Here is a 21,882-nt window from a genome sequence, read left to right as displayed (position 1 = left end):
ATCTTATCTGATAGGCAAAGATTCCTTACTCGAAGAAACTTAAAGCTTTTCCCGACCTTCATCTACCCAAACCTCACCTCATTAACCAAGTCTATTATGCCCTTTTAATTGTATTAATTGTTATGTTATAACATTTAATTTATATCAAAGGGAGATATCCTATGGGCACAAACACGAAAGACAGACAATTCGAAGTAGAGTCACTTGGGGGTAATGCTGCTTCTAGTGATTTACTCACATTTAAAATTGCAAGTATCGGGGATAGCCCCATCACCCTCGGCCATGTCTACCAGCCAAACGTTAATATTGCAGTTTGGCGCCGTAGCATTGCCAACGAACTTCATGAGGCGGCCAATTTCGTTGTCGCTCACAAACCGAGTCTGAGAGCATCTATTGTTGTCACTCCAAGCAGTGCAAAGCAGCAAGTTTCTGATTTGTTGGACGATGTAGAAGGTCTCGAAATCATCGGTGATGATATAGCCAGACTGGTTGATATGTTCTGCTGCTTATTTGACGTCGAACGCGCTGGTTTAAGGCTTACAACACTCAATGGCGCAATGTGTCCTCGGTTCCATGTAGATAAAGTGCCTGTCCGACTTGTTACAACCTACAATGGTGTTGCAACAGAATGGTTAGCGGATGAATGCGTCGATCGTTCGCGTCTAGGGGCGGGGAACCAAGGTATGACGGATGATCTATCAGGGTTATATGGAGCATCGAATGACGTGCAGCAGTTGAATATTGGAGATGTGGCTTTGCTTAAAGGAGAGCTATGGCAAGGAAATGAAGGGGCTGGAATCGTGCATCGTTCGCCTACGACCTCAGAAAACACTCACCGTTTACTACTTACATTGGATTTGATTGACTAACAGTGAACACGACGATTGTTAGGGTTAGCTTAAATATTTGAGTGACACTTTTTGATGTGGCTAGCGGTTGCGCATATTATCTCAACTCTAGGCGAATCCATGGCTGTTCGCCGTTGATCCCCAAGAATGAAGAGTCTAAATGGCGTTTAATAAAGTGTGATGGAAAACAAAATGATAAAAATCGAAAAACTCAGTTGCGACCAAAAGGAAGAGGTAAGGAAAGTAGAACTCGCGCAAGAACAGATCAAGTTTGCTGGTACCGCAGCAGAATTTCTGTTGGATGACTGCGAAACCACGCATTTACACGTGATTAAACACCAAGAACATATTGTCGGTTTCTTTAAATTAGACGTTGCCTATTCGGATAACTACGAGTTTTGTCCCAGTGGTGCGATTGGGCTTCGCGCATTTGCGGTTGATAAAAACTACCAAGGCAAAGGAATTGGCACGCAAGCTGTTGTTGCGCTACTGGCTTATTTAAAAGAAAACTATGCCAGCTATCACTCGATTTATCTCACCGTCAACTGCAAGAACCCGCGTGCGTTTTCTTGTTATCAAAAAGCTGGTTTTGAAGATACTCAGTTACATTATCTTGGTGGAGAAGCTGGGCCTCAACATATTATGTGTGCAACTTTTTGATTATTGGAACATAGGCATATTTTATATTGCTCTTGGTGCTGCAAAGCTCTCAGTTTGGAAAGCAAAGTACCAAATGGACGTTAATCCTGAACCCAATATAAGTCTCTGTTATATAGGCACTAAATGTATTTACTTTTTTATTTATGTGATTTATAAATCTCGCCTCAATCATTACAAAATCGAATTAACTGGGTAAGAAACACTGAATTGCTCAGTTATGCAGTTAGGTTAGGTCTATAAATAATGAAAAACGTCTCTTTTTTACTTGTAAGTCTTGCTTTAAGTGGCTGTGCCGCCAATGAAATCGAACCCAAACAACTACCAGATGTCAGTGAAGAACAATTGTTGGGAAGTTGGCTGTGTCAGGATGATTCTTTAGATGCGACTGTTACAGCGACTTACTTTTCCGATGGCCGTTTTACGATGAGTGCTGAATTTGAAGAAGTCATCGATAAGTCACAAGAACCGGTTTCGGTGACAGTGAAATCAGCAGGAGAATGGTCTATCTCAGGACATCAGCTGAAGTCGGTGTCATCAAGTAACGAGGTTGTCGCCAACAACCAGAAATCGAATTTTGTCGCGTACGCAATTAAGCGCAAGGTGCCAGACTCACATACTAGCTTAGATGATTTAGAGTTCCTCTCTGCGAATAAAATGCGAATGATATCAGTCAATGGTGGCAAGACGTTGGACTGTCAATTAACGTCGGCAGAGTAAGGCAATGGATAGCGCGCAGACAACGGATACAAATAATGAAATAGGGGCTCCCGAAACGGTCCTTGCCTCTCGTTGGTCGCGTTTTTGGGCTTGGTTGATAGATAGTTTAATTACTATTATTTTCGTCGTACCCGTTTATATCTATCCTCTCCCCGAGGATCTAGCAAACGCGAATGGGTCCCCCCTATTCTCGCTTCTAATATTAGTCTACTCGGGGGCAATCTATCTGCTTTTGCATGGCTATCTGCTCCATAAGTATGGGCAAAGCATTGGAAAAAACGTGTTCGAAATCGCCATTGTCACAATGGAAAACCAGCGAGTGGGTCTGCCAAAGCTGATATTAAAACGTTGGTTACCTTTGGCTATCATTTCTTTTTTGGGCCCTATTGGGAGTTTGTTGATTATCATCAATATTCTCTTTATTTTCAGAAAGGATCGCCGCTGTATTCATGATCTCATTGCCGGCACACAGGTTGTTTCTGTTGCTAAAAAGAAAGAGCTCGTGTTTACAGACTAAACGACCTCTTCCGTGGGGCATTGCAAAGTTCATCTGAGATAAAACGTCGAACAGAGCGGGTCTAATCTGCTACCATAGCGGTTTAGAGCCGTTCGTTAGGAGTCTCTTTATGAGCCAAGAACAACCCAATAACCCTTTACATGGTCTGACTTTAGAAAAAATTCTTGTTCGCTTACAAGAACACTATGGTTGGGAAGGGTTAGATGCCGAAATCCAAATCAACTGTTTTTATAACAACCCTTCAATTAAGTCTTCGCTTAAGTTTCTTCGCCGAACGCAATGGGCGAGAGATAAAGTAGAGGCGCTTTATATCGATACCTTCTGCAAATAGTACCTTCCCGATCTGAAATCTGCCCTGTGAGCGTTTTGGTGACGCTATCTGAATATCGCCTCTTTATTGTTTCTGATAACGAAAAAGACGCTCACAAGGATAAACAAAGCTGCGAAGTAATAAGTGAAAGCGGAGAGTGAATCCAAAAACGCGGTGTGTTGTTCAATCTCTTGTTCGGAATAGTTTTTTGACAATAGTTTGTAGTAGTAGGCATATAGCATACCGATTGTTCCATAGCCAATGTTGAACATGAGTCCTTTAAAGCTAAGAACCGTTGCACGATTGTTTGACTCGGTGTTTCTGTTTAAATGGTAGCTGATGAAGATATTCATCGTCATTGTCAGAAAGATCAACGCAAGTGCCGGGAGCAAGCCGAAAATTGGCCAGCCTAAACTGATCAAATAGTAAGTGGCTAGAGTCAGTAACCCCACGCCTACAAGGAAGACTCTGGGCTCACAGCGTTCTGCTAGTTTCCTGCTTTGGCCGGCAAGTAGAATTTGCAACACGCTGATCCCTGCGCCAATTAAACCAAAATAAATGATCGGGATATGAATCGCGAGATAGTACTGGCTATTCATTGTCAAAAACATGCGCGACGTATGCTCGAATAAGCTGTAGTAGAGCAGTACAAATAGCACGACAGGTGTAGAGAGGACCCACTTTCCGGTATTTAGCGTTAACTTCAAACTTGCCAATGTTGAATTTGTTGAGTGATGTGTTTCCGGTGACGTTTTCGGTTCTTCTTTCATGCTATAAGCGGAATAAATCGCAACTAAAGCAACAAACAACGTGGCGTAGACAGGCGTTCGCATAATATCTTGGGTGCTTTGTGGTTGATCCCATCCCAAAAATCCATACAGAGCCGCCATAAAATTAACGTCATACATTGCTGCACCAAGCAAAGTCACAATGATCCCCACCGTAGCGGAAATACGCAATTGCAGTTGCAAGACATGCGGCCAAGCATCTTCTTTGCCTTGCTCTTTTAATGTGTCATACGCGAGGGCTTCATCTGCGCCGCTTGCCAGTGCCATCGCCAGTCCACTCAGCACTCGGTTGACCAGAAAGACATAAAACACCAGTGTAGCGTTTCCTGTCGGTACAAAGGCGATCATGGCAATTTCGATGAACATCACCAACGAAGATATGACGACAAGCTTTTTGCGCCCGAGGGTATCGGCAAACGCGCCAGAGGGAACTTCGGCGATGACGATGGTCACAGCCCAAACCACATTGAGCATAGCGAACTGAGATAGAGTGAGGCCGTAGTCCAAATAAAGGAGCGTAAATACCGGATAGTAAAAACGGGCAAAGTAACTGCTTCGAAACATCAAAAAGCAGCGAACGTTGTTAACGAGCAAAATTTCCCTAACTGTCATGTGTCGCTCCAGTCTGTCCCATAAAAGCAAAGCTCAAATCAAGTTGCGAAATAGACATCATTAGATACAAAGAGCTTTTGATTGCTTCGAGTGGATTGCCTATAATTCTCACCTTGTAATAACTATAGCCTTATTTGAATCAGTTACTTATGCCTTTCTTTCTCATTATCGCATTACTGATTGCGATGTTTTTACTTATTACGTTCTATTTTTATCACTACAACAAGAAGAAAGCTCAGGAGCAAAATGAGAAAAAATCACTCAGCTCTCGAGTTGAAAAGCTGAAAAAACGCTTCAAGGCTAGCCTCAAGCCGTTGACTCAATCGGGCTGTTTGTCCCAGAAAGAGAGCGATGCGTTATATCGTATTGCAAACTACTATTTTGTTTATCAGACGGTGACGCCAGAGAACGTTGCTCACTATGAGCAGTTAACCAGTGATCTGCTCAATGTAATAGAGGTGGATGTTTTGGCCTCATTGAGTCGCGATGAAGATGCCGCGGAGTTTACTCAAAACGTCCTGATGAGCTTAGTGCAGTCGCTGCCTCCGCGAGTGGACGGTTACACTGCTGGGTTTTATCGCAATGATTTACCAGTGCTTACTCAAAGACTCAAAGATTCATTTTCTAATTCGGCTGACGAGTCCGCCTCTCATGAACAAATGCTAACTGAGTAGCATACGCGTCTATTATTTAGTTCACAGCGCTTTAGATGACGCTGGCTTAGATTGAAACCGCACATAGAGCAGCGCAGTACCACTGCGCTGTTCTAATCATCGAGTTCGTCGCTTACTCCATCAATCCTTTCTCTTCTGTTCTTTAGCCTACCATCTTAGAGAAGGTTTTAAGCCTTTGTTTTGCTTTTTTCCTAGCTAATGCGCTCTGTTTGGGGCAAGGCTTCAGATCCCTCTATTTACCTATTCTCTGCTGCGCGTCTATGCTTTGAGAGAGAAGAGATGACGCCTGAATATGTCGCGAGATTTTTGCGTATTACGCACGATAGATGAGTAGATTTGATGGACCCACTAACACAAGGCCTAATTGGTGCTTCGTTACCCCAATCTTTGGGTAAAAAACAGCACGTAATTGTCGCTGGCGTTTTAGGAATGTTGTCTGGAATGGCGCCAGATTTAGATGTCCTGATCCGTTCTTCTCAAGACCCACTACTGTATTTGCAATACCATCGCCAGTTTACCCACTCATTACTCTTCATACCCATCGGCAGTATGCTTTGCGCGGTTGTTCTGTACCCACTGTTTGCTAAGCGATTCGGTCTGTCATTTGGACGAAGTTGGTTATATTGTGCTTTAGGTTTTTCGACTCACGCTTTGCTCGATGCTTGCACAAGTTACGGCACTCAACTGTTTTGGCCTCTGAGTCAGCAGCGCGTTGCTTGGAGCAATGTCTCTGTTGTGGATCCTATGTTCACGTTGCCTGTCTTAATCTTGGTTGCCCTTGCCGTATGGCGGCGTAGCCCAGTGTTCGCTCGCGCCGCTTTCGTTTGGGCGCTGGTCTACCTCTCATTAGGGGGCATTCAGAAACAACGTGTCGAGAAAGTTGCTTGGCAGTTAGCAACCGAGCGCCAGCATACTCCTATCCGACTCGCGGCCAAACCCAGCTTTGCCAACCTATTGCTTTGGAAAGTCGTGTATGAAACCGACGACGAGTTCTACATTGACGCGATAAGAGCTGGCTTTAGCACAAAAGTCTATCAAGGTGAGTCCGTTCAGAAGCTCGATATCGCACGAGACTTCTCTTGGCTTGATGTGAGTTCTCAGCAGGCCATTGATATTGGTCGTTTTGCTCATTTTTCGAATGGATACCTTGCTATGGTTCCTAACAATCCAATGCGAATCATGGATGTGCGCTACTCTATTGTGCCAAATCAAATTAACCCATTGTGGAGCATTCAGTTGTCGCCCAATGCAAATAAAGAAGATCATGTCCAATATGTTGTTGAGCGAGAGAGTGCGGACGATTCGAGACGTTTGTTTTACAAGATGATACTGAGTAACTAAGGATGGAATATGCTTTCAAGAGACAACACTGGGCTCATCATTGTTGACGTACAAGGCAAACTTGCGCGCTTGGTTGAGAATAGCTCGTTATTTATAGCGAACTGTGAAAAATTGATTTTGGGTGTGAAAGTCCTCGATATGCCCATCGTACTGCTTGAACAAAACCCCGAAAAACTGGGTCTGACGGTTGAAGAGGTTGGGCGCCACTTAACTCATACCGCTGCCATCACTAAGTCCACTTTCAATGCTTGTCACTCCCCAACGTTTTTAGAAGCCGTTAAGGCGGCTAGCGTCGATTCTTGGTTGGTCTGTGGTATTGAAGCCACTGGATTGGAAATGTGTCTTTACGAACTTGCCAAAGATTGTCGAGATCCCACATTTAAGCCCATCCTTGGTTTGGTGAGATAGTTCGCAGTTTTTAATTATCGTGAATGCTCACCTTAGGTGGAATATTAAAAGTCACCGACGCCTAATCGCGTTAGGAATGAACTGGCTTTAAACGAAAAGTACTGACCGCTTTGCTATAAATTTACCCTGTCTATGTATTGGGTTGGTTGTATTCGCGCGCCCAAAACCAGAATTGGATCAATATAGGTCAATCAAGAATCGGCTTAAAATGGACCGCCAACTTTTGGCAGTTTGTTTTTAAGTGTCGCTTTAGTATTTTGCGGTGTTATATCTAGTCACAACTTTACGGTACGACTTAATCACGAAGCCGTTGAGTTTATGGTGTGGAGAAGGGATGAAAAGCGTCAAGTATGATGTTCCTGAGGGAGAGGAATGGAAGGCGGCAATATTGTTAATTCACGGGACCGCTCCAATCTATTACGACGGCACAATTCCTGGTTGTTCAGCTGACTACCAATTAGGGACTACGCCTATTTATGACATGTTAACGTACGAATTAAATCAGCGCTCTTTTTGTACCGTTCGGTATTTAAGAGAGGGTGTATATAAAAACCAAGTAAATTGGGAAGAGTACATCAAGGTCGATCATTATCAAATAGTAAGTCAAATTGAAAAGATCGTGAAAGAAATGCCAAAAAACAAGCCCAAAATACTGTTTGCTTTTAGTGGTGGAAGCATACATGTTTCCCAATTAGATCTATCAAAAATAGATGGTGTCGTTATTTTGGGTGGTCTTTGTACCAACCGTTTTCACAGCGCTGCCTTAAATGTGAGAAATAAAGACGAATGGAAACGCTTCCAAGAGGAAATCGAGCGTTTTAGATTGCTGTCAGAGGAAGAGATAGACAAAATCAACAAACCGAATGGTGACGGTCCGCTGAAGCGCTTTTGGCAAGAAGCCATGCTGAAAGATAATTGGGTCTACTTCCAAAAATATGTGGACTTGCCGATTCTGATTCTTCATGGCTCTAACGATTCTGAAGTTCATAGAAGCCAAGCCAGCATGTGGAAGGCGCTGCTACCTGTGCACAATATAAAGTATGTTGAAGTTGACGGTGGTGACCACTTTTTAAATACGCCCGAGGAATCAGGAGCATCCATTATTTCTCGCGAGCTTGATGTTTGGAGTGTAGAGAACAATCTCATATAGCGAGATAGTCATAATGGTTTTTTGCGTGGCTGAGTTAGTGACACTTTAATTTGATATTTTGCCCTTTTTGAAAATAGATAGGAAAATACATGGAATTTAATAATCAGTATGAATATGCAGGATTTTGGGTACGATTTGGTGCAACAATTATAGATTCAATCCTATTTCTTATGTTGACCATGCCACTACTTTATTGGGTATATGGCAGTTATTACTTTGAATCTGATAGTTTCATTATTGGTGGTTGGGACCTGTTGCTTAATTGGGTATTTCCTTTTATAGCGACAGTACTATTTTGGATTTATCGTTCTGCGACACCAGGAAAGATGGCATTGAAATTGAGAGTTGTGGATGCAAAAACGGGTGAGCCTTTATCAACCAGTAAATCTGTTGTGAGATATTTGGCTTATTACATTAGCACCATTCCTTTGTGTTTAGGCTTTGTCTGGATTGCGTTCAGCGGAAAGAAACAAGGTTGGCATGACATGATCGCAAATACAGTGGTCGTTAGACCAAAAGACCATGGTGTCGAAGCTGTTGCATTTGAAAGCCGCACTTAATACATGGCTCAGCATGACCATTCAGCGCTAGTGATGTCGAGTTGAAGGTTGTGTCAAACGGGTATCAGCAAGGTGAATAATTCGCCTTGCTGGCACCTTAGTGGCGCGTTGAAAGATACATAAGGATAATGATGGAAGAACTCAAAGGTGGACGAGAGGGGCAAATTTTTCGCTCTGATAACAAAATTTACCGCCCACGAGGAGCGTGGTCTGGAACAGTACATCGTTTACTGTCCCACATCGCAGAAAATGGTTTCAATGCCGCACCGAAGCCACATGGTTTTGACTGCAATGGCAATGAGATCGTGTCGTATGTCGTTGGTGATGTTTTTAATTATCCCCTGAAAGGACATATTGCTACGACGGAGGCTCTGGTTTCTGCCGCTAAGCTTCTTCGCTCGTATCACGACGCCTCTCGCACATTTTTATCAACACACTCGAATGAGTCACTAGTGTGGAAGCTGCCGAGCCGTGAACCCAGAGAGGTCATCTGCCATGGAGACTATGCTCCTTACAATGTAACGCTCGTTGGTTCAGAAACCGTCGGGATTATTGATTTTGATACCGCGCATCCAGCGCCGAGGGTTTGGGATATTGCGTATGCTATTTACTGCTGGGCGCCATTCAAAACCCATGAATCTGATGCAATGGGCAATCTAGAGTCGCAGTCTTTACGAGCTAAACAGTTTTGCGATGCTTACGGGTTGCTTGCAGCAGAGCGCGAGCGGTTAGTCGAGACAATAACAGATAGGATTCAAGTATTAGTCGATTACATGTTCAACGAAGCCGATACCGGCAACGCAGCATTCATTGAAAATATCAAGGATGGACACCACTTGGCTTATCTCGCTGATATTCAATATCTCAACAGCCACAAGCAGTATATTGAAGACGTTTTGATTGGAGAGCGTTTTGTTAGAGAAAATGGGCGGTAAAGCTTGGATGTGAGTCAATTGAACAAGCTCCACTGGTTCACACGCTTCTTCAAAGTCGATATCAAATCACAGCCTCGTTTGAACGCTCTCATAAACGTTGCTGGTTGACGTAAAAGAGCGGAATTACCTCAAGGCAATATTGTAGATGGGAGTAAAAAGTTCAAAGATGTCGAAACAATATGGACTTTAACTTTGAACAATGGCGTTTGGAAAGTCCCCAACATTGAAAGTACTTCTACGACGATGGATTATGTTAATGAAACCAATTATTTGCCCAAGGTTGGGGTGACAGTCGTTAGTGACCTGAGAGCCCAACAAAGCGGTTGCTCGCAATGCTAAATGCTTTAGAAAGTTAGGCTTTCTTATGTAGAGTATGGTCGTTTTTCTATGTTCAAAGAAAAGGGTTCAGAATGAAACATCCGGAACCCTTACAGCTCTTAAGATAACTTTAGAGCAGCTAAAATAGTTTCAGCTTTACTTGCTTCGAATTGCTTGGGTTCTTCAACATTCAATTGTGTCACCACACCATCTTCGATAATCATTGCGTATCGCTGTGAGCGAATTCCACCGAATGTAGCCGTATCCATTTCAAGGCCTAGAGCTTTAGTAAAGCTAGCGTCACCATCGGCCAACATCATAATTTCTGTGGCATTCTGCGCTTCTCCCCAAGCTTGCATCACAAACGCATCGTTGACTGATACACACGCAATGATATCGACGCCTGCCGCTTTAATTTCGTCAGCAAGTACAACGTATCCTGGTAAATGAGCCTCAGAACATGTTGGCGTAAATGCACCTGGCACAGCGAAAAGCACCACTCGCTTGTTTGCAAAAAGCTCATCTGTGTTGTGAGTTACCATTCCTTCTTCGCCGAGTTCGCTTAGGGCTGCAGTAGGTATTGTTTGGCCTTTTTTGATCATGTGCACCTCCATTTTTAATTTGCATGAACAGTTTAACTGCCAAAGTAAATAGGGACCACCCACAGAAAACAAGGGTATAGCGGGAAGCGTTTCTGTTTTATGGTCAATCGCTCCAACACCTCGATCATTAACCCCGCGGCTTCCAATATGTGATTCGTTGTAAAAAGGTGGTATTCAATCTTCTCGTCTTGATGCTGCTTGATATTTAGAGGGCTACTATTTTTTATGCTTCCTGAATTGAGAGAAACTCTAAGTTTGATAGAAAGTGCTGCTAATCGCGGACAATTAGCGTATAAGGTTGTTCATCAACGCATTGACTCAAATGGCCAGTTAGGCAAACTCACTATCACCGATTATAAGCAGGAGCGCTCTGAAGTATTACCGTTATGATAGATATTAATAAACATCATTTTAAGCAGTTGATTAAACGTCAATCCCGACAATTGAATGAGACTAAGTTTCTTTGCGAAGATATTGCTCGCATTCACCAAGACTTCAATACAATATTTACAGTGGGCTTGTATCAAAATGCTATCGATTTCAATACAGACAACCTATTTAGCTATTGGTCGAAATCTTTAGTACTTGAACTACCGAGAATACACTCGAACTATATTCTTACTCGTGCAGCAGAAGCGCATCAAATGGTATTACGGATGCAGCGCTATGCAGGAAATGAAGTCAAGGTAACGAGCTTGGAGCGTGAGTTAATCTTACGGCCTGGAGAGTATAAGCACTTAACTATAACGTTTTACTTAACAGGGTTGTGCTTAAATTCCTTACTTGGCTATAAAGAGGCTGAGCAAGAGATCTTAGATTTTGCGTTCTCCGACTTCAAAAATGCCATGACGTCACCCGTGCCTGATGTCTGTGAGGCTTTCTTTGATTTGTTTAAGGCATACTTCGCTAACGAACAAGATCAATGCGTTCGCGATACCCTAATGGATAACGTATACCCGTATCTGCAAATGGGAGCCATTGAAGCGAAGTCGGAACAATTTGTAGAGCGTTATTATCAGTTCTTGTTTATGCCTCTCTACAGCATTGTTGCTCATTCTTGGGGTTATGATGACACAGATTTGGATACCACCATCAAAGCTGCCATGGAGGCAAATTACGAATACCATGCCTACTTTGCGCCTCAACCAGGTCAGAAAAAGGGCGATGGGTCTCTAGCTTTGTTTAGGACAGAGGCGTATACCCATCACCATATTATGGCGTTTTTAGCAGTACATTATCGTCATACGGGGGAAATGGTCTCTTTTCAAAGTGACTATATTCCCCAATGGGCAATCAAAGGTGAAGGTCCCACCCGAGATGAGGTACTTGCTAATCCACCTGTGTTTGATTTAGAGCACGTTCTTGAGAAAGCATAAACAAGCCGAAAGGCCTCTCGTTGTTGAGTGGCCTTTTTTAAAATCACACTAACAATGGTAAAGCTTTGATTTTTAATGGCTCTTATCCGGAATGAACGGAGGTTATTATCAAATGCTTGTTGCGTCTATAATCTGCTGATCGACTCTTGCGTTGCGTTGCGTTGCGTTGCGTTGCGTTGCGTTGCGTTGCGTTGCGTTGCGTTGCGTTGCGTTGCGTTGAGCTTCTTATTCACATCAATACGATGTATGGTTTCCACTGACCTGAGTAAGATCCTTTTAGGGCAGGAACAAATACACCTATCGTCCACACTTAGTCCTCTCTAAAAATATTTGGTTATCGCGATTTGGGACAAAGTGGTTGAGTGGCAGTAAGTTGAATAGAGGTGAGAGTGTTTTTGAGGGCCCAAAAACGGTGAAACCCCGATGTTGGTAGCATCGGGGTTTCGAATTTTTAGACGTCTCGGTTGGTAAGTCCGATAATCTTTATGCAAAAGGTTGGATTAAATCCGAATTAATTCCTTGGTAGGGAATTAGATGCGGATGAAGTCCATGTGCTCAACTTTTGGCTTGAACGCGTGACGTTGAACGTCTTGTGGCTTAACTTTAACTTCAGCGCCGTCGATTACTAGAACGATACCTTCGTAGAACTCAGGCTTGTCCATTTGGTTAACAACGTCATCGTGGTTAAGAACGATAGAAACTGCTGCTTCTTCACCGCCGTATACAACTGCAGGGAATTTACCAGCGTGACGTAGGCGGCGGCTCGCACCTTTACCTAGTTCAGTACGTACTACTGCTTCAAATTTCATAGTATTTACTCTCAAATATGAAAAAATTTAAATTCACATTCAGCGATGCGACCTCGCTCGAATGTGCTAATCGCTTCAGAGTAATTGGTAGTAACTCTATAAGCGAGCGCGGATACTAACACTGTACGGGGGTTCAAGCAATAGATAATCATGCTAACGGAACATCTTTTGGGTAAATCTATTCAATTAGTTAGCGAGTGATTGCTGTGAGTGTATATGGTGCTGAATTTATGAGCGCATACCTTACAAAGCCGCGTTGTTTTGATGAGGGAGTTTTCCCTCAGAAGTGAATCGAATCTGAATGGCTTTCTCACGGGCGGTTAAGTCTACCTTGGTTAAATTGTTTATCAACAGCACAACAGTTTAATAAAAGGGTATCGCTATGGAACAGTTAAGTATTGTCATTATCACACTCAATGAAGAGAAACGTATTAGTCGTTTACTTGAAAACCTAAGTCAGCAAACGTATCAAAACTTTGAGGTCATTGTCGTTGACTCAAACAGTGATGACGCCACGTGCGATGTGGCTCAAGCTTACAGCAACGCTTTGCCGAAGCTAACCGTACACCAAATGGCGGGGCGCGGTACCAGTTTAGGTCGCAATACAGGGGCGGAGTTGGCGCAGTATGAGCGTATCCTGTTTCTAGATGCGGATGTCCAATTAAGAGCCAACTTCCTTCAAGAAGCGATGATGCAATTGGATGAGAAGAAACTTGAAGTTGCAGGTGTGTTCATGGGGGCCAATGGCTTACCACTGATTCATAAATTAGGCTACGGATTGTTCAATGTCGGCTTGTACCTGACTCAGTTCTTTTTCCCGACGGCAGTGGGCGCTTGTATCTTCTCGACTAAGCGTGTGCATAAAGAAATCGGAGGGTTTGATGAAGAAATCGTCTTATGTGAAGACTGTGATTACGTCAAACGTGCCAGTCAAACTTGGCGATTCCGCTTTCTAAACCTTACCTTCCGCTTTGACCCACGCAGGCTGGATCAAGACGGTGTCTTTAAAATGGGTTACACCTATTTATCTGCCAATGTTCGTCGATTCATCTTTGGGGAAATGCGTAAAAACGAGATGAACTACCAGTTCGGTCACTACAAAGAGCAATAAGCGTTAGTGGTGACGAAATGGAAGGCGCAGTTAGTCTATTCTTTGGGGCGTTAATGGATGCGTTAATTGGCCCCAATTTGTTTGTACCCGGTGAGCCATTTCTATTGGCTGCTGGGTATCAATTGCATCAGGGGGTTATCTCCGGCGTGTTTGCAGTATTGTTGGGTGGATTAATTGGCGACCAAGCAAGCTACTTTATTGGTCGTCGCTTGGGGAAACCCGCCCAGAGAAAACTACTCAACTGGCAACCTAAAACGAGAAGGCCAATTGCGCGCTGTCGTCATTTAATGGCGACAAAAGGGAATGCGATTTTGGTGTTTGCTCGCTTGCTTGGACCTGTCGCTTGGGTTGTTCCGTTTATGGCAGGGACGCAGCAGATAGGCTGGAGACGCTTTTCGTTTTACTCATCTATTGGGCTATTACTGGGCGTGGGTCAGTTCGTTTTCTGGGGCTACATGCTGGCGTATGGCGTCGAGAAGTTTCCACTATTGAATGAAGCAAAGACGTTTCTGATAGAGCACAAACTATCTCTATATGCTTTGGCTGCAACAGGGCTGTTTTATCTCGTCGCGAGGGCGTTCAACTGGCGTTATAAAGTGAGTGCGTCTTTTGCTGTTCTCATGGGGTCAGCCCTGCTTGCGAACTACCTGCACTTTTTTCTCTACTCAGACGACTTTTTGCAGGTTGAGAAAACAGCAGAAAAATCGAATGATATTGCGTATGTTGAGCTTAGTGAGTTGGAGCTAAAAGCGTACCCCGGGCGGTCATCGGTGTTCGATGCCCAAGCGGTCAATGTAATCTACTATGGTGAAAACCCTAGGAAGATAATGCTTGATTTGGGTTGGATTGAGAACCAAACCTTCTCACGTCATGATCTAGAGTTGGAGGATTATCTATCTTTGCTCAAGCAGAATACGCCGCCAGTCTCGGATCTATTTTGGAACGGGGTGCCACAAGAGATGGCGTTTCAACTGCCAGGAAACTTGCTAAAACGTAGCCATATTCGTTGGTGGAAGGGAGGGGGTGATCCTCAATCAGAGACGCTGTTTTGGGTTGGTGCGCTGAGCTATGACAATGGCCTGCAACTTACGCCTTATTCAGGGATTGTCACTGTTTTGCACAGCATTGACCCCAATGTTGATGTCGAACGAGATAAACTGGCACTGCAAGTTATGCAGTTACCGGGTTTACGCCAAGTGTCACTTAACGCGACCGCGTTGCCGACTAGCCTTGATGAAGAGCACGATTATTACTCAGATGGTAAAGTTTTGTTCATTCGAGACAACGAACTTCAGATAGCCGAACGTTAACTGAATACTTGCCAAATACGGTCTTTATTTTTTAGCAAATTGCGCTAGGGTAAGAGGCACACTAAATCGCTTACCTAATCGATCATCATGCTCATAATTAATCAAATTTATCGTCTTAATTTGTTGGCGGGATTCATAGAGAACCTTTCCACGGGACATAAGGCGTCCCTTGGCACCAATGAAACCGCTTTGCTGCAGTACATGGTGGATAATCCTCACAGACCTTTGTCTAAATTAGAACTATTGGAATACGTATGGCACCAAAAAGGAGTGATCGTTGAAGAGAGTAGTCTGCTTCACTGTGTCTCTAACTGTCGTAAGGCGATAGGTGACAGCGGAGAAATCATCACCACGGTTCGCGGAGTTGGTTATCAATTTAATGGCCAAGTTTCAAGCGAAGAAGAACGTGAAGAAGTACCAGAGCTGGCACCCCAGCCAGCAATCCTCCAACCTCAGATTGTTGAAGCTGAAGAGTCTCAGATCAAGAAGCGTAACCTGATCTGTATTTCACTATTCACGCTTGCCGCCGTCGTCAGTTTTGCCCTTTTTTCCTTTACTCGTTCTCCTTGGGTGCAAGCTGACTATCAAGAACAACGATTTATTGGTTGTACTATCCAAGCCAATACGCAAGATAAACCCATTGTGATGACCAACGTGCGCATGTTCACGACCAATAATCAGGTGATACTGGTTGACGCAGATGGCCATTCAATCAGCTACCTTGTTGATGAAGTGGAGGTGCAATGTGAATAAGCTTCTTATTGGGTTGAGTTTAGTCTCAGGTGCGGCCGTTGGCGCAATGGCGGCATACATCTCTTCGCCGACGGTTAGCCTTAATATCGTCAGCAAAACCTCGATTTTAGTCCCGACTAAACAGAAGACTGAACAGTTAAACATGCACGCGACCATCACACTTAAACGCTCGGGGCAGTATGAAGCGTATTTCTTTACCGACAAAAAAGTGGGCTATAACGCATCGGGCAATTATGTGTTTGATTACCACGGTTTGTCGTTAACGCCGACCTCATCGGAGAAGGTGATTCCAGAGGGTAAAAAGCTAAGCCTGATTGAGATGATGTTCTCGCAGCGAGGTATGCACTCTATGGAAGGGTTAACCATCATTCCACTCTCTGATAAGCAGATGATAATGGTCGCGCCTCGATACTCCTATCTGTTTAGCGAAGTTACCCCTTAATCATAGGGGATTTTAAGAGCCAGTTTTACTGGCTTTTTTATTACTTTAAATTCAATAAAATCAAAGGTTTGATATTTTTTTATAATCGCTCATTATTAAAAATCCTTTCGCTGACAAAGCGTTAACTTTGTAGGAGAAATCTTAGGTATAACAACCGCAAGTTTCATCAATTAGAGACAAGCTATGACTCAGTACCTAAATTCTCCACTGTCGGTTTTCTGCGCAGTAAGTGCACTTTTTGCAACACACGTTTCTGCCGAAGAGACTCAACCAGCTATCCCTGTAACGGTAGAAGTGGTGGCGAAACAAGTCCATCAATCTTCGATTGAGGAAGTAGGGAAAGTAAAAGCAACAGATTCAGCGGCGCTAACGTTCAGCGCGGGTGAAAAACTTAAAGCCCTGAACTTTGAAGATGGCGACCAAGTTAACAAAGGCGATTTGATCGCTCAGCTAGATGATGCACAAGCGCGAGCAGAATTGGATAAAGCCAAAAGCTCATTAGCGCTGGCAGAATCCAAGCTGGATCGCGTGCTCGCATTATTGAAAAAGCAACCTGATTCCATGTCTGCACAAGATGTCGAAGAGCTTAAGCAACAAGCCAATCTGGCTCGTGCGGACTTCCGTCAAAAGAAAACCGATCTGCAAAACTACCAATTGGTGGCTCCGTTTAACGGCCAACTGACTAACTTTACCCACTCAGTAGGCAGCCGAGTTGAGGCTGCGACGGCGTTGGTCAGCTTAATCAAGCTCGATCCTGTAGAAGTTCACTACTCAATCAGCCAAAACGAAGTCGGTAAAGCGCAGCTTGGCCAACCAGTATCGATTTCGGTTGATGCGTATCCTAACCAATCTTTTGTTGGCAAAGTGAACTACATTGCGCCTTTGGTCGATGAAAGCTCTGGCCGCGTTGAAATTCACGCCCATTTAGAGAATCAAAACAACCAACTGGTGCCAGGTATGTTTGCCAAGGTGTCACAAACCGTTGGTAAAGACAGTGCAGAGTTGGTGGTGTCACAGACCGCTGTTGATACTAATGGTGACCAGCGTTTTGTCTGGGTGATTGAAAATGACAAAGCGGTCAAGCGCTCGGTTGAGCTGGGCGATAATACCAATAATGGTTATGTCACGATTAAGTCTGGTTTGAAATCAGGTGAGATTGTGGTGGTCACTGGTCGTCAAAACCTGAATGAGCACTCTGCTGTAGCGGTGCAAAACTCGGTGTCAAAAGTGACGCTACCTTCGCGAACTTTACCTGCTACACCTAAACCCGCACCAAGCGAGGAAGTGAAGCCGCCGGTAAACAAAGAAGCGAGTAAAGAAGTAAAACCAACCAATGAGCAATCTGAGGAGGTAACGAATGAAGCTGCCTGAGATATGCATTAAACATCCGGTGCTCGCATCCGTGCTGAGCATTGCAATTGTCCTACTGGGCATTGTCTCTTATCAAAAGTTGGCGATTCAGTATTTCCCTGAGCGTCAAACCGCATCAGCAACAGTGAGCGCTTCGATTACCGGTGCGAGTGCAGAGTTTATGTCGCAGAACGTGGCTGATGAGCTGATCACCGCGGTGACGGGGCTAGATAAGATTAAAACCATGACGACGGATTGCCAGGAGGGCAGTTGCTCTCTGAAAATTCAGTTCGAAGATGGGGTCAGTGACGTTGAATACGCGAGTCTTATGAACAACTTGCGTAGCAAAGTGGACGGTATTTCCGATTTTCCACCAGCAATGACAGATAAGCCAACCGTAACGGATGACTCATCTGAAACGTCAATGCCAAGTAACATCATCACCTTTGTGAATCGCGGCGAGATGGACAAGCAGGAAATGTTTGATTTCATTAGCCAGCAATTGGCTCCTCAGTTTAAGAATGTACTGGGTGTCGGCGGTGTATGGGGGCCATATGGTGGCTCAAACCGAGCGATTCGCGTTTGGTTACAGCCTGAGCGAATGGCGGCACTGAACGTCAGTGCTTCTGATGTGGTAGGCACGTTAAGTACTTACAATGCGACCTTTACTGCAGGTACGATCAAAGGTGAAGTCCGTGATTTCTCAATCAACCCGGTTAACCAAGTTACTTCAATTGAAGATGTGCGCGACCTTGTTATTCGTGTCGACAATGGCAACATCATCCGCGTCAATGACGTAGCAGATATTCAAATGGGAGAAGAGAGCCTAGAGCCGAGTATGCTTAGCGTCGATGGCAACATGGCGATGTCTCTTCAGGTGCTACCGCTTAAATCTGAAAACCCAGTGACGGTTGCTAACCGAGTGAAAGCAACCATGGAGACCATGCAGGTGCCTGAAGGCATTGAAATGAAGATGGTCTACAACCAGGCGGACTTTATTGAAGAAGCCATCGATCAAGGTTTTATGACGCTAGTCGAAGCGATTGTGTTGGTTTCTGTGATTGTGGTGTTGTTCTTGGGCTCACTGCGTGTCGCGGCCATTCCATTGATCACTATTCCTGTGTGTGTCATTGGCGTATTTGCGGTTATGGCAATGCTTGGATTTAGTATCAACGTATTGACCATATTGGCGATCATCCTAGCCATTGGCTTGGTGGTGGACGACGCGATTGTGGTAGTAGAAAACTGTTATCGTCACATTGAAGAGGGGCTATCACCGTTTGAAGCCGCACTTAAGAGCTGTAAAGAGATCGTCTTCCCAGTTATCGCGATGACATTAACTCTGGCAGTGGTCTATTTACCTATCGGGTTAATGTCTGGCTTAACGGCGGATCTGTTCCAACAATTTGCGTTTACCTTAGCGGCGTCTGTGATCATTTCTGGCTTTGTTGCGTTAACGTTGTCACCAATGATGAGTGCTTACATGTTGAAATCAGTGACAACGTCACCAAAATGGTTTCAATGGGTTGAGACAAAGCTAAATGCCATGACAGACAAGTACATGACATTCCTCAGTGCTTGGTTTAAACGCCCAATGCTGGTTATCGCAGGTACAACGTTGTTAACGGCGCTGTCTATTGTCGCAGTCTGGACCATGCCAAAAGTTTTACTGCCAACAGAAGATACTGGTTTCATCGAAGTCACGTCTCATGGCCCGGCGGGGGCAGGTCGACTGTACGACCTCGAAAACGCGGATCAGATCAACGCGGTATTTAAAGGCAACCAACAAATTGAAGCAAATTTGGCCTACATCGAAAGTGCGCCAACAAACCATGTGCTACTAAAACCTTGGGAAGAGCGTAACCAAAGTGCCGATGAGGTCATTGATGAGATGATCGCTAAGGCTAAAGAAAGTATTTCAGCGTACACGACTTCCTTCTCTGTGCGCTCTGCCGACAACCTTGATGTGGCGGACAATTTGATTTTGCAAGTTACGACAGTCAACCGTGACTTAGATGAATTGTCAGACACGGCAGCGAAAGTGGTGGAGTTGCTTGAAGGCTATGAAGGGTTAACCAATGTAGATAACTCAACTCACCGAGATCAAATGCGCTTTGATTTGTCGATTGACCGTAACGCGATTGTGTTATCGGGTGTTGATTATGGCAATGTGACCAATGCGATTTCTACTTTCCTAGGTTCAGTGAAAGCAGCTGATCTACAAGCGGATGATGGTTTTACTTATCCCATTCAGGTTCAGGTTAACCGCAAAGCATTAGGTGACTTTAAAGTACTCGATAAGCTGTACGTCAGCTCTGAATCGGGCCAGCGACTGCCGTTGTCTCAGTTTGTTTCGATCAAGCCTGTGACTGCAGAGTCGAACATCAAAACGTATGCGGGCAAAGATGCAGCAGAAATTACCGCGGACCTTGCTCCGGGTTACAGCGCAACAGATATTCAGACCTTTATTGACACTGAATTACCGGCGCTGCTGAAAGCGGGTCAAAGCTATCAATATGACGGCGTGGTGAAAGAGCTCAATGAGTCGTCGGCGGGGATGCAAATGTTGTTTGGTTTAGCCTTGATTTTCATCTTCCTAATCCTGGCGGCTCAATTTGAAAGCTTCATTGACCCTCTAGTGATCATGATTACCGTACCGTTATGTCTGGTTGGCGCGGTGCTAACGCTGAGTGTGTTTGGCCAAAGCATTAACTTGTACTCGAAGATTGGCTTGCTAACTCTGGTTGGCTTGGTGACCAAACACGGCATTTTGATGGTTGAGTTTGCCAACTTGAAGCGTAAAGAAGGCTTAGGCGTTTACGATGCGGCGGTAGAGAGTGCACGTTCTCGACTGCGTCCTATCTTGATGACGTCGTTGACCATGATAGTCGGCTCTTTGCCACTGGCACTAGCCGAAGGCCCGGGCTCGTTAGGTCGAGTGAACATCGGTTTAGTACTGGTAGGCGGTCTAACTGTGGGTACTTTCTTCTCCCTGTTCATCGTACCAATGGCGTATGTGGCTATCGCCAAAGTACGTGAAAAAATGCAAAACAAATCTCAGCTGGTGGAGGCGTAATTTATGTTGGTGATTAATGGCACCCATTTACTCAATCCAGATCAGGGTTTCATTCAGAGCCTGAACACTCATGTTCGTCATCCGATTGGGATTAACGAAATCACCCTGCTCAATTACATGATTGAGCGCAAAGGTGAAACGCTAACTAAAGATGAAATCATGCATGAAGTCTGGCTAAAGCGTGGCATTGTGGTTGAGAGCAGCAGTTTGTTGCATTGTATTTCAAACTGCCGCCGAGCGCTGGAAGACAAAGCGGCCATGGTGATACGCACGGTGCGAGGAATTGGCTATGAGTTTGACGCTTGCATTGAACCTTTCCAAGAGTTGAATGCTGCTGAGGAGACTCAAGAGGAGCCGGTCGAATCAGCCGTCGGGCAGATTGAGGAGCTGGCGATTGAGCCAGCTTCACAAAGCACGTCAATGAAGCAATGGGCGCTTGTTGCTGGGGTGGTCTTAGCCAGTGCAGGGCTGAGCTATGCACTCGTCGAGAAGCTTCATTCGCCGATACAAACGACCAGCTTCGAGCAACTGCACTACAGTCAGTGTACGTTTTCACCTAAAACAGAGCAGGCAAACATCCATTATCAAGATGTGACTGTGTATAGATTTGACGACCTATCATTGTTGGTGAGTGCTGATGGGCGTTCCTTGAGTTTTGCAAGCGAGAGTAATGGGGTGCACTGTGAACAATAAGATAATCATAGGCGCGGTTGCGTTGGGCGCTGTCATTGGTGGCGCCGCTTCTTACTTAAATAGTAATAAGCTCAACCGCCACTTTAACAGCAGTACTATCGCGTATGTAGAAGCATCCAATCCCGATGATTCGTTCGCAAAGATCATTCCACTGAGGTTTGAGCTGACGTTAAAAGAGAACAGTGGCTATGACGTCTATGCGGCCATTCCTAACAGCAAAGTCGGTTACATGACTTCAGGTGACTATACATTGGACAGTGATGGCGTGTTTTTTAATATTCAAACTCACAGCCCGCTAAGGGCTGAGGATAGCCATTATGGTCCAATAGAGCAGCTGTTCTTGCGTCGAAACGCATTTGAAGGACACAGAAAAGTAGCCAAATTAGAAGATAACAAAGCAGCCTTGATAGGCCATAAAGTGGTGTTACTGCTCAATTATTAAAGCTGAAACCACTAAAAAAGCGATGCTGAGCATCGCTTTTTGTTTTTAAGAATGAGCATAACTTACACGAAGAGGGAAAG

General features: G+C 44.5%; 24 protein-coding genes. 20 read left to right on the top strand and 4 right to left on the bottom strand.

The window, feature by feature from the left end; translation table 11 throughout:
- Positions 1-161 precede the first annotated feature (161 nt).
- The 5 genes from ACUALS_RS07965 to ACUALS_RS07945 all read left to right on the top strand — a co-directional run bounded on the left by ACUALS_RS07965 (position 162) and on the right by ACUALS_RS07945 (position 3,073).
- Positions 162-869, top strand: coding sequence for a DUF1826 domain-containing protein (locus ACUALS_RS07965; protein WP_454448116.1), 708 nt, complete (start codon positions 162-164; stop codon positions 867-869).
- Positions 870-1,040: 171 nt separating this feature from the next.
- A complete protein-coding gene (locus ACUALS_RS07960; protein ID WP_454448115.1) occupies positions 1,041-1,508 on the top strand; it encodes a GNAT family N-acetyltransferase in 468 nt (155 codons plus the stop codon).
- 243 nt (positions 1,509-1,751) lie between these two features.
- The gene (locus tag ACUALS_RS07955; RefSeq protein WP_005472166.1) at positions 1,752-2,225 is read left to right on the top strand and encodes a hypothetical protein; all 474 of its coding nucleotides are present in this window, start codon (positions 1,752-1,754) and stop codon (positions 2,223-2,225) included.
- A 4-nt stretch (positions 2,226-2,229) separates the two neighbouring features.
- Positions 2,230-2,742 (top strand): RDD family protein, encoded by a 513-nt coding sequence (locus ACUALS_RS07950; RefSeq protein WP_043886868.1) that lies wholly within the window; start codon positions 2,230-2,232, stop codon positions 2,740-2,742.
- 109 nt (positions 2,743-2,851) lie between these two features.
- The gene (locus ACUALS_RS07945; RefSeq protein ID WP_005472135.1) at positions 2,852-3,073 is read left to right on the top strand and encodes a VF530 family protein; all 222 of its coding nucleotides are present in this window, start codon (positions 2,852-2,854) and stop codon (positions 3,071-3,073) included.
- 44 nt (positions 3,074-3,117) lie between these two features.
- On the opposite strand, the gene ACUALS_RS07940 is transcribed toward ACUALS_RS07945, so the two are convergent.
- A complete protein-coding gene (locus ACUALS_RS07940) occupies positions 3,118-4,452 on the bottom strand; it encodes an MFS transporter (RefSeq protein ID WP_454448114.1) in 1,335 nt (444 codons plus the stop codon).
- A 149-nt stretch (positions 4,453-4,601) separates the two neighbouring features.
- On the opposite strand from ACUALS_RS07940, the gene ACUALS_RS07935 reads away from it, so the two are divergent.
- The 6 genes from ACUALS_RS07935 to ACUALS_RS07910 all read left to right on the top strand — a co-directional run bounded on the left by ACUALS_RS07935 (position 4,602) and on the right by ACUALS_RS07910 (position 9,520).
- Positions 4,602-5,126, top strand: coding sequence for a hypothetical protein (locus tag ACUALS_RS07935; RefSeq protein WP_005472139.1), 525 nt, complete (start codon positions 4,602-4,604; stop codon positions 5,124-5,126).
- A 339-nt stretch (positions 5,127-5,465) separates the two neighbouring features.
- On the top strand, positions 5,466-6,467 hold the full coding sequence (locus tag ACUALS_RS07930) for a metal-dependent hydrolase (protein WP_454448113.1): 1,002 nt from the start codon (positions 5,466-5,468) through the stop codon (positions 6,465-6,467).
- 9 nt (positions 6,468-6,476) lie between these two features.
- Positions 6,477-6,875, top strand: coding sequence for an isochorismatase family protein (locus tag ACUALS_RS07925; protein WP_454448112.1), 399 nt, complete (start codon positions 6,477-6,479; stop codon positions 6,873-6,875).
- 334 nt (positions 6,876-7,209) lie between these two features.
- Positions 7,210-8,025, top strand: coding sequence for a hypothetical protein (locus ACUALS_RS07920; RefSeq protein ID WP_454448111.1), 816 nt, complete (start codon positions 7,210-7,212; stop codon positions 8,023-8,025).
- Between the two features lie 89 nt (positions 8,026-8,114).
- Entirely contained in the window at positions 8,115-8,585 is a 471-nt protein-coding gene (locus tag ACUALS_RS07915) for an RDD family protein (RefSeq protein ID WP_039482227.1), read from the top strand.
- Between the two features lie 131 nt (positions 8,586-8,716).
- Positions 8,717-9,520 (top strand): phosphotransferase, encoded by an 804-nt coding sequence (locus tag ACUALS_RS07910; RefSeq protein ID WP_454449238.1) that lies wholly within the window; start codon positions 8,717-8,719, stop codon positions 9,518-9,520.
- Positions 9,521-9,957: 437 nt separating this feature from the next.
- On the opposite strand, the gene ACUALS_RS07905 is transcribed toward ACUALS_RS07910, so the two are convergent.
- The gene (locus ACUALS_RS07905; protein ID WP_454448110.1) at positions 9,958-10,440 is read right to left on the bottom strand and encodes a redoxin family protein; all 483 of its coding nucleotides are present in this window, start codon (positions 10,438-10,440) and stop codon (positions 9,958-9,960) included.
- 386 nt (positions 10,441-10,826) lie between these two features.
- On the opposite strand from ACUALS_RS07905, the gene ACUALS_RS07900 reads away from it, so the two are divergent.
- Positions 10,827-11,816 carry an Imm49 family immunity protein gene (locus ACUALS_RS07900; RefSeq protein WP_454448109.1) on the top strand — a complete coding sequence of 330 codons (990 nt, stop codon included), beginning with the start codon at positions 10,827-10,829 and terminating at the stop codon, positions 11,814-11,816.
- Positions 11,817-11,941: 125 nt separating this feature from the next.
- Here the strand turns inward: ACUALS_RS07900 and ACUALS_RS07895 are convergent, their stop codons facing one another.
- Complete coding sequence (locus ACUALS_RS07895; protein WP_454448108.1) at positions 11,942-12,073, bottom strand: hypothetical protein; 132 nt, start codon at positions 12,071-12,073, stop codon at positions 11,942-11,944.
- Positions 12,074-12,346: 273 nt separating this feature from the next.
- On the bottom strand, positions 12,347-12,625 hold the full coding sequence (gene rplY / locus ACUALS_RS07890; protein ID WP_005471955.1) for a 50S ribosomal protein L25: 279 nt from the start codon (positions 12,623-12,625) through the stop codon (positions 12,347-12,349).
- Between the two features lie 382 nt (positions 12,626-13,007).
- On the opposite strand from rplY, the gene ACUALS_RS07885 reads away from it, so the two are divergent.
- From ACUALS_RS07885 to ACUALS_RS07850, 8 genes are all read left to right on the top strand, one after another.
- Positions 13,008-13,736: a glycosyltransferase family 2 protein gene (locus ACUALS_RS07885; protein WP_454448107.1), complete on the top strand. Its 729-nt coding sequence runs from the start codon at positions 13,008-13,010 to the stop codon at positions 13,734-13,736.
- A gap of 17 nt (positions 13,737-13,753) precedes the next feature.
- Positions 13,754-15,046, top strand: a complete 1,293-nt coding sequence (locus ACUALS_RS07880; protein ID WP_454448106.1) for an LssY C-terminal domain-containing protein — start codon at positions 13,754-13,756, stop codon at positions 15,044-15,046.
- A gap of 87 nt (positions 15,047-15,133) precedes the next feature.
- Positions 15,134-15,799 (top strand): winged helix-turn-helix domain-containing protein, encoded by a 666-nt coding sequence (locus tag ACUALS_RS07875; RefSeq protein WP_043886863.1) that lies wholly within the window; start codon positions 15,134-15,136, stop codon positions 15,797-15,799.
- Positions 15,792-16,241 carry a hypothetical protein gene (locus ACUALS_RS07870; protein ID WP_005472152.1) on the top strand — a complete coding sequence of 150 codons (450 nt, stop codon included), beginning with the start codon at positions 15,792-15,794 and terminating at the stop codon, positions 16,239-16,241. The genes ACUALS_RS07875 and ACUALS_RS07870 overlap by 8 nt, the downstream gene beginning before the upstream one ends.
- Before the next feature lie 183 nt (positions 16,242-16,424).
- Positions 16,425-17,612, top strand: coding sequence for an efflux RND transporter periplasmic adaptor subunit (locus tag ACUALS_RS07865; protein WP_454448105.1), 1,188 nt, complete (start codon positions 16,425-16,427; stop codon positions 17,610-17,612).
- On the top strand, positions 17,599-20,667 hold the full coding sequence (locus tag ACUALS_RS07860) for an efflux RND transporter permease subunit (protein ID WP_334474617.1): 3,069 nt from the start codon (positions 17,599-17,601) through the stop codon (positions 20,665-20,667). Before ACUALS_RS07865 ends, ACUALS_RS07860 begins: the two co-directional genes overlap by 14 nt.
- A gap of 3 nt (positions 20,668-20,670) precedes the next feature.
- The gene (locus ACUALS_RS07855) at positions 20,671-21,360 is read left to right on the top strand and encodes a winged helix-turn-helix domain-containing protein (RefSeq protein WP_454448104.1); all 690 of its coding nucleotides are present in this window, start codon (positions 20,671-20,673) and stop codon (positions 21,358-21,360) included.
- A complete protein-coding gene (locus tag ACUALS_RS07850) occupies positions 21,350-21,802 on the top strand; it encodes a hypothetical protein (protein WP_454448103.1) in 453 nt (150 codons plus the stop codon). The genes ACUALS_RS07855 and ACUALS_RS07850 overlap by 11 nt, the downstream gene beginning before the upstream one ends.
- The last annotated feature ends 80 nt before the right edge of the window (positions 21,803-21,882 follow it).

This window comes from Vibrio sp. NH-7, assembly GCF_053643215.1.
The sequence above is the reverse complement of the archived record's forward strand: the minus strand, read 5'-3'. Positions and strand labels throughout refer to the sequence as shown.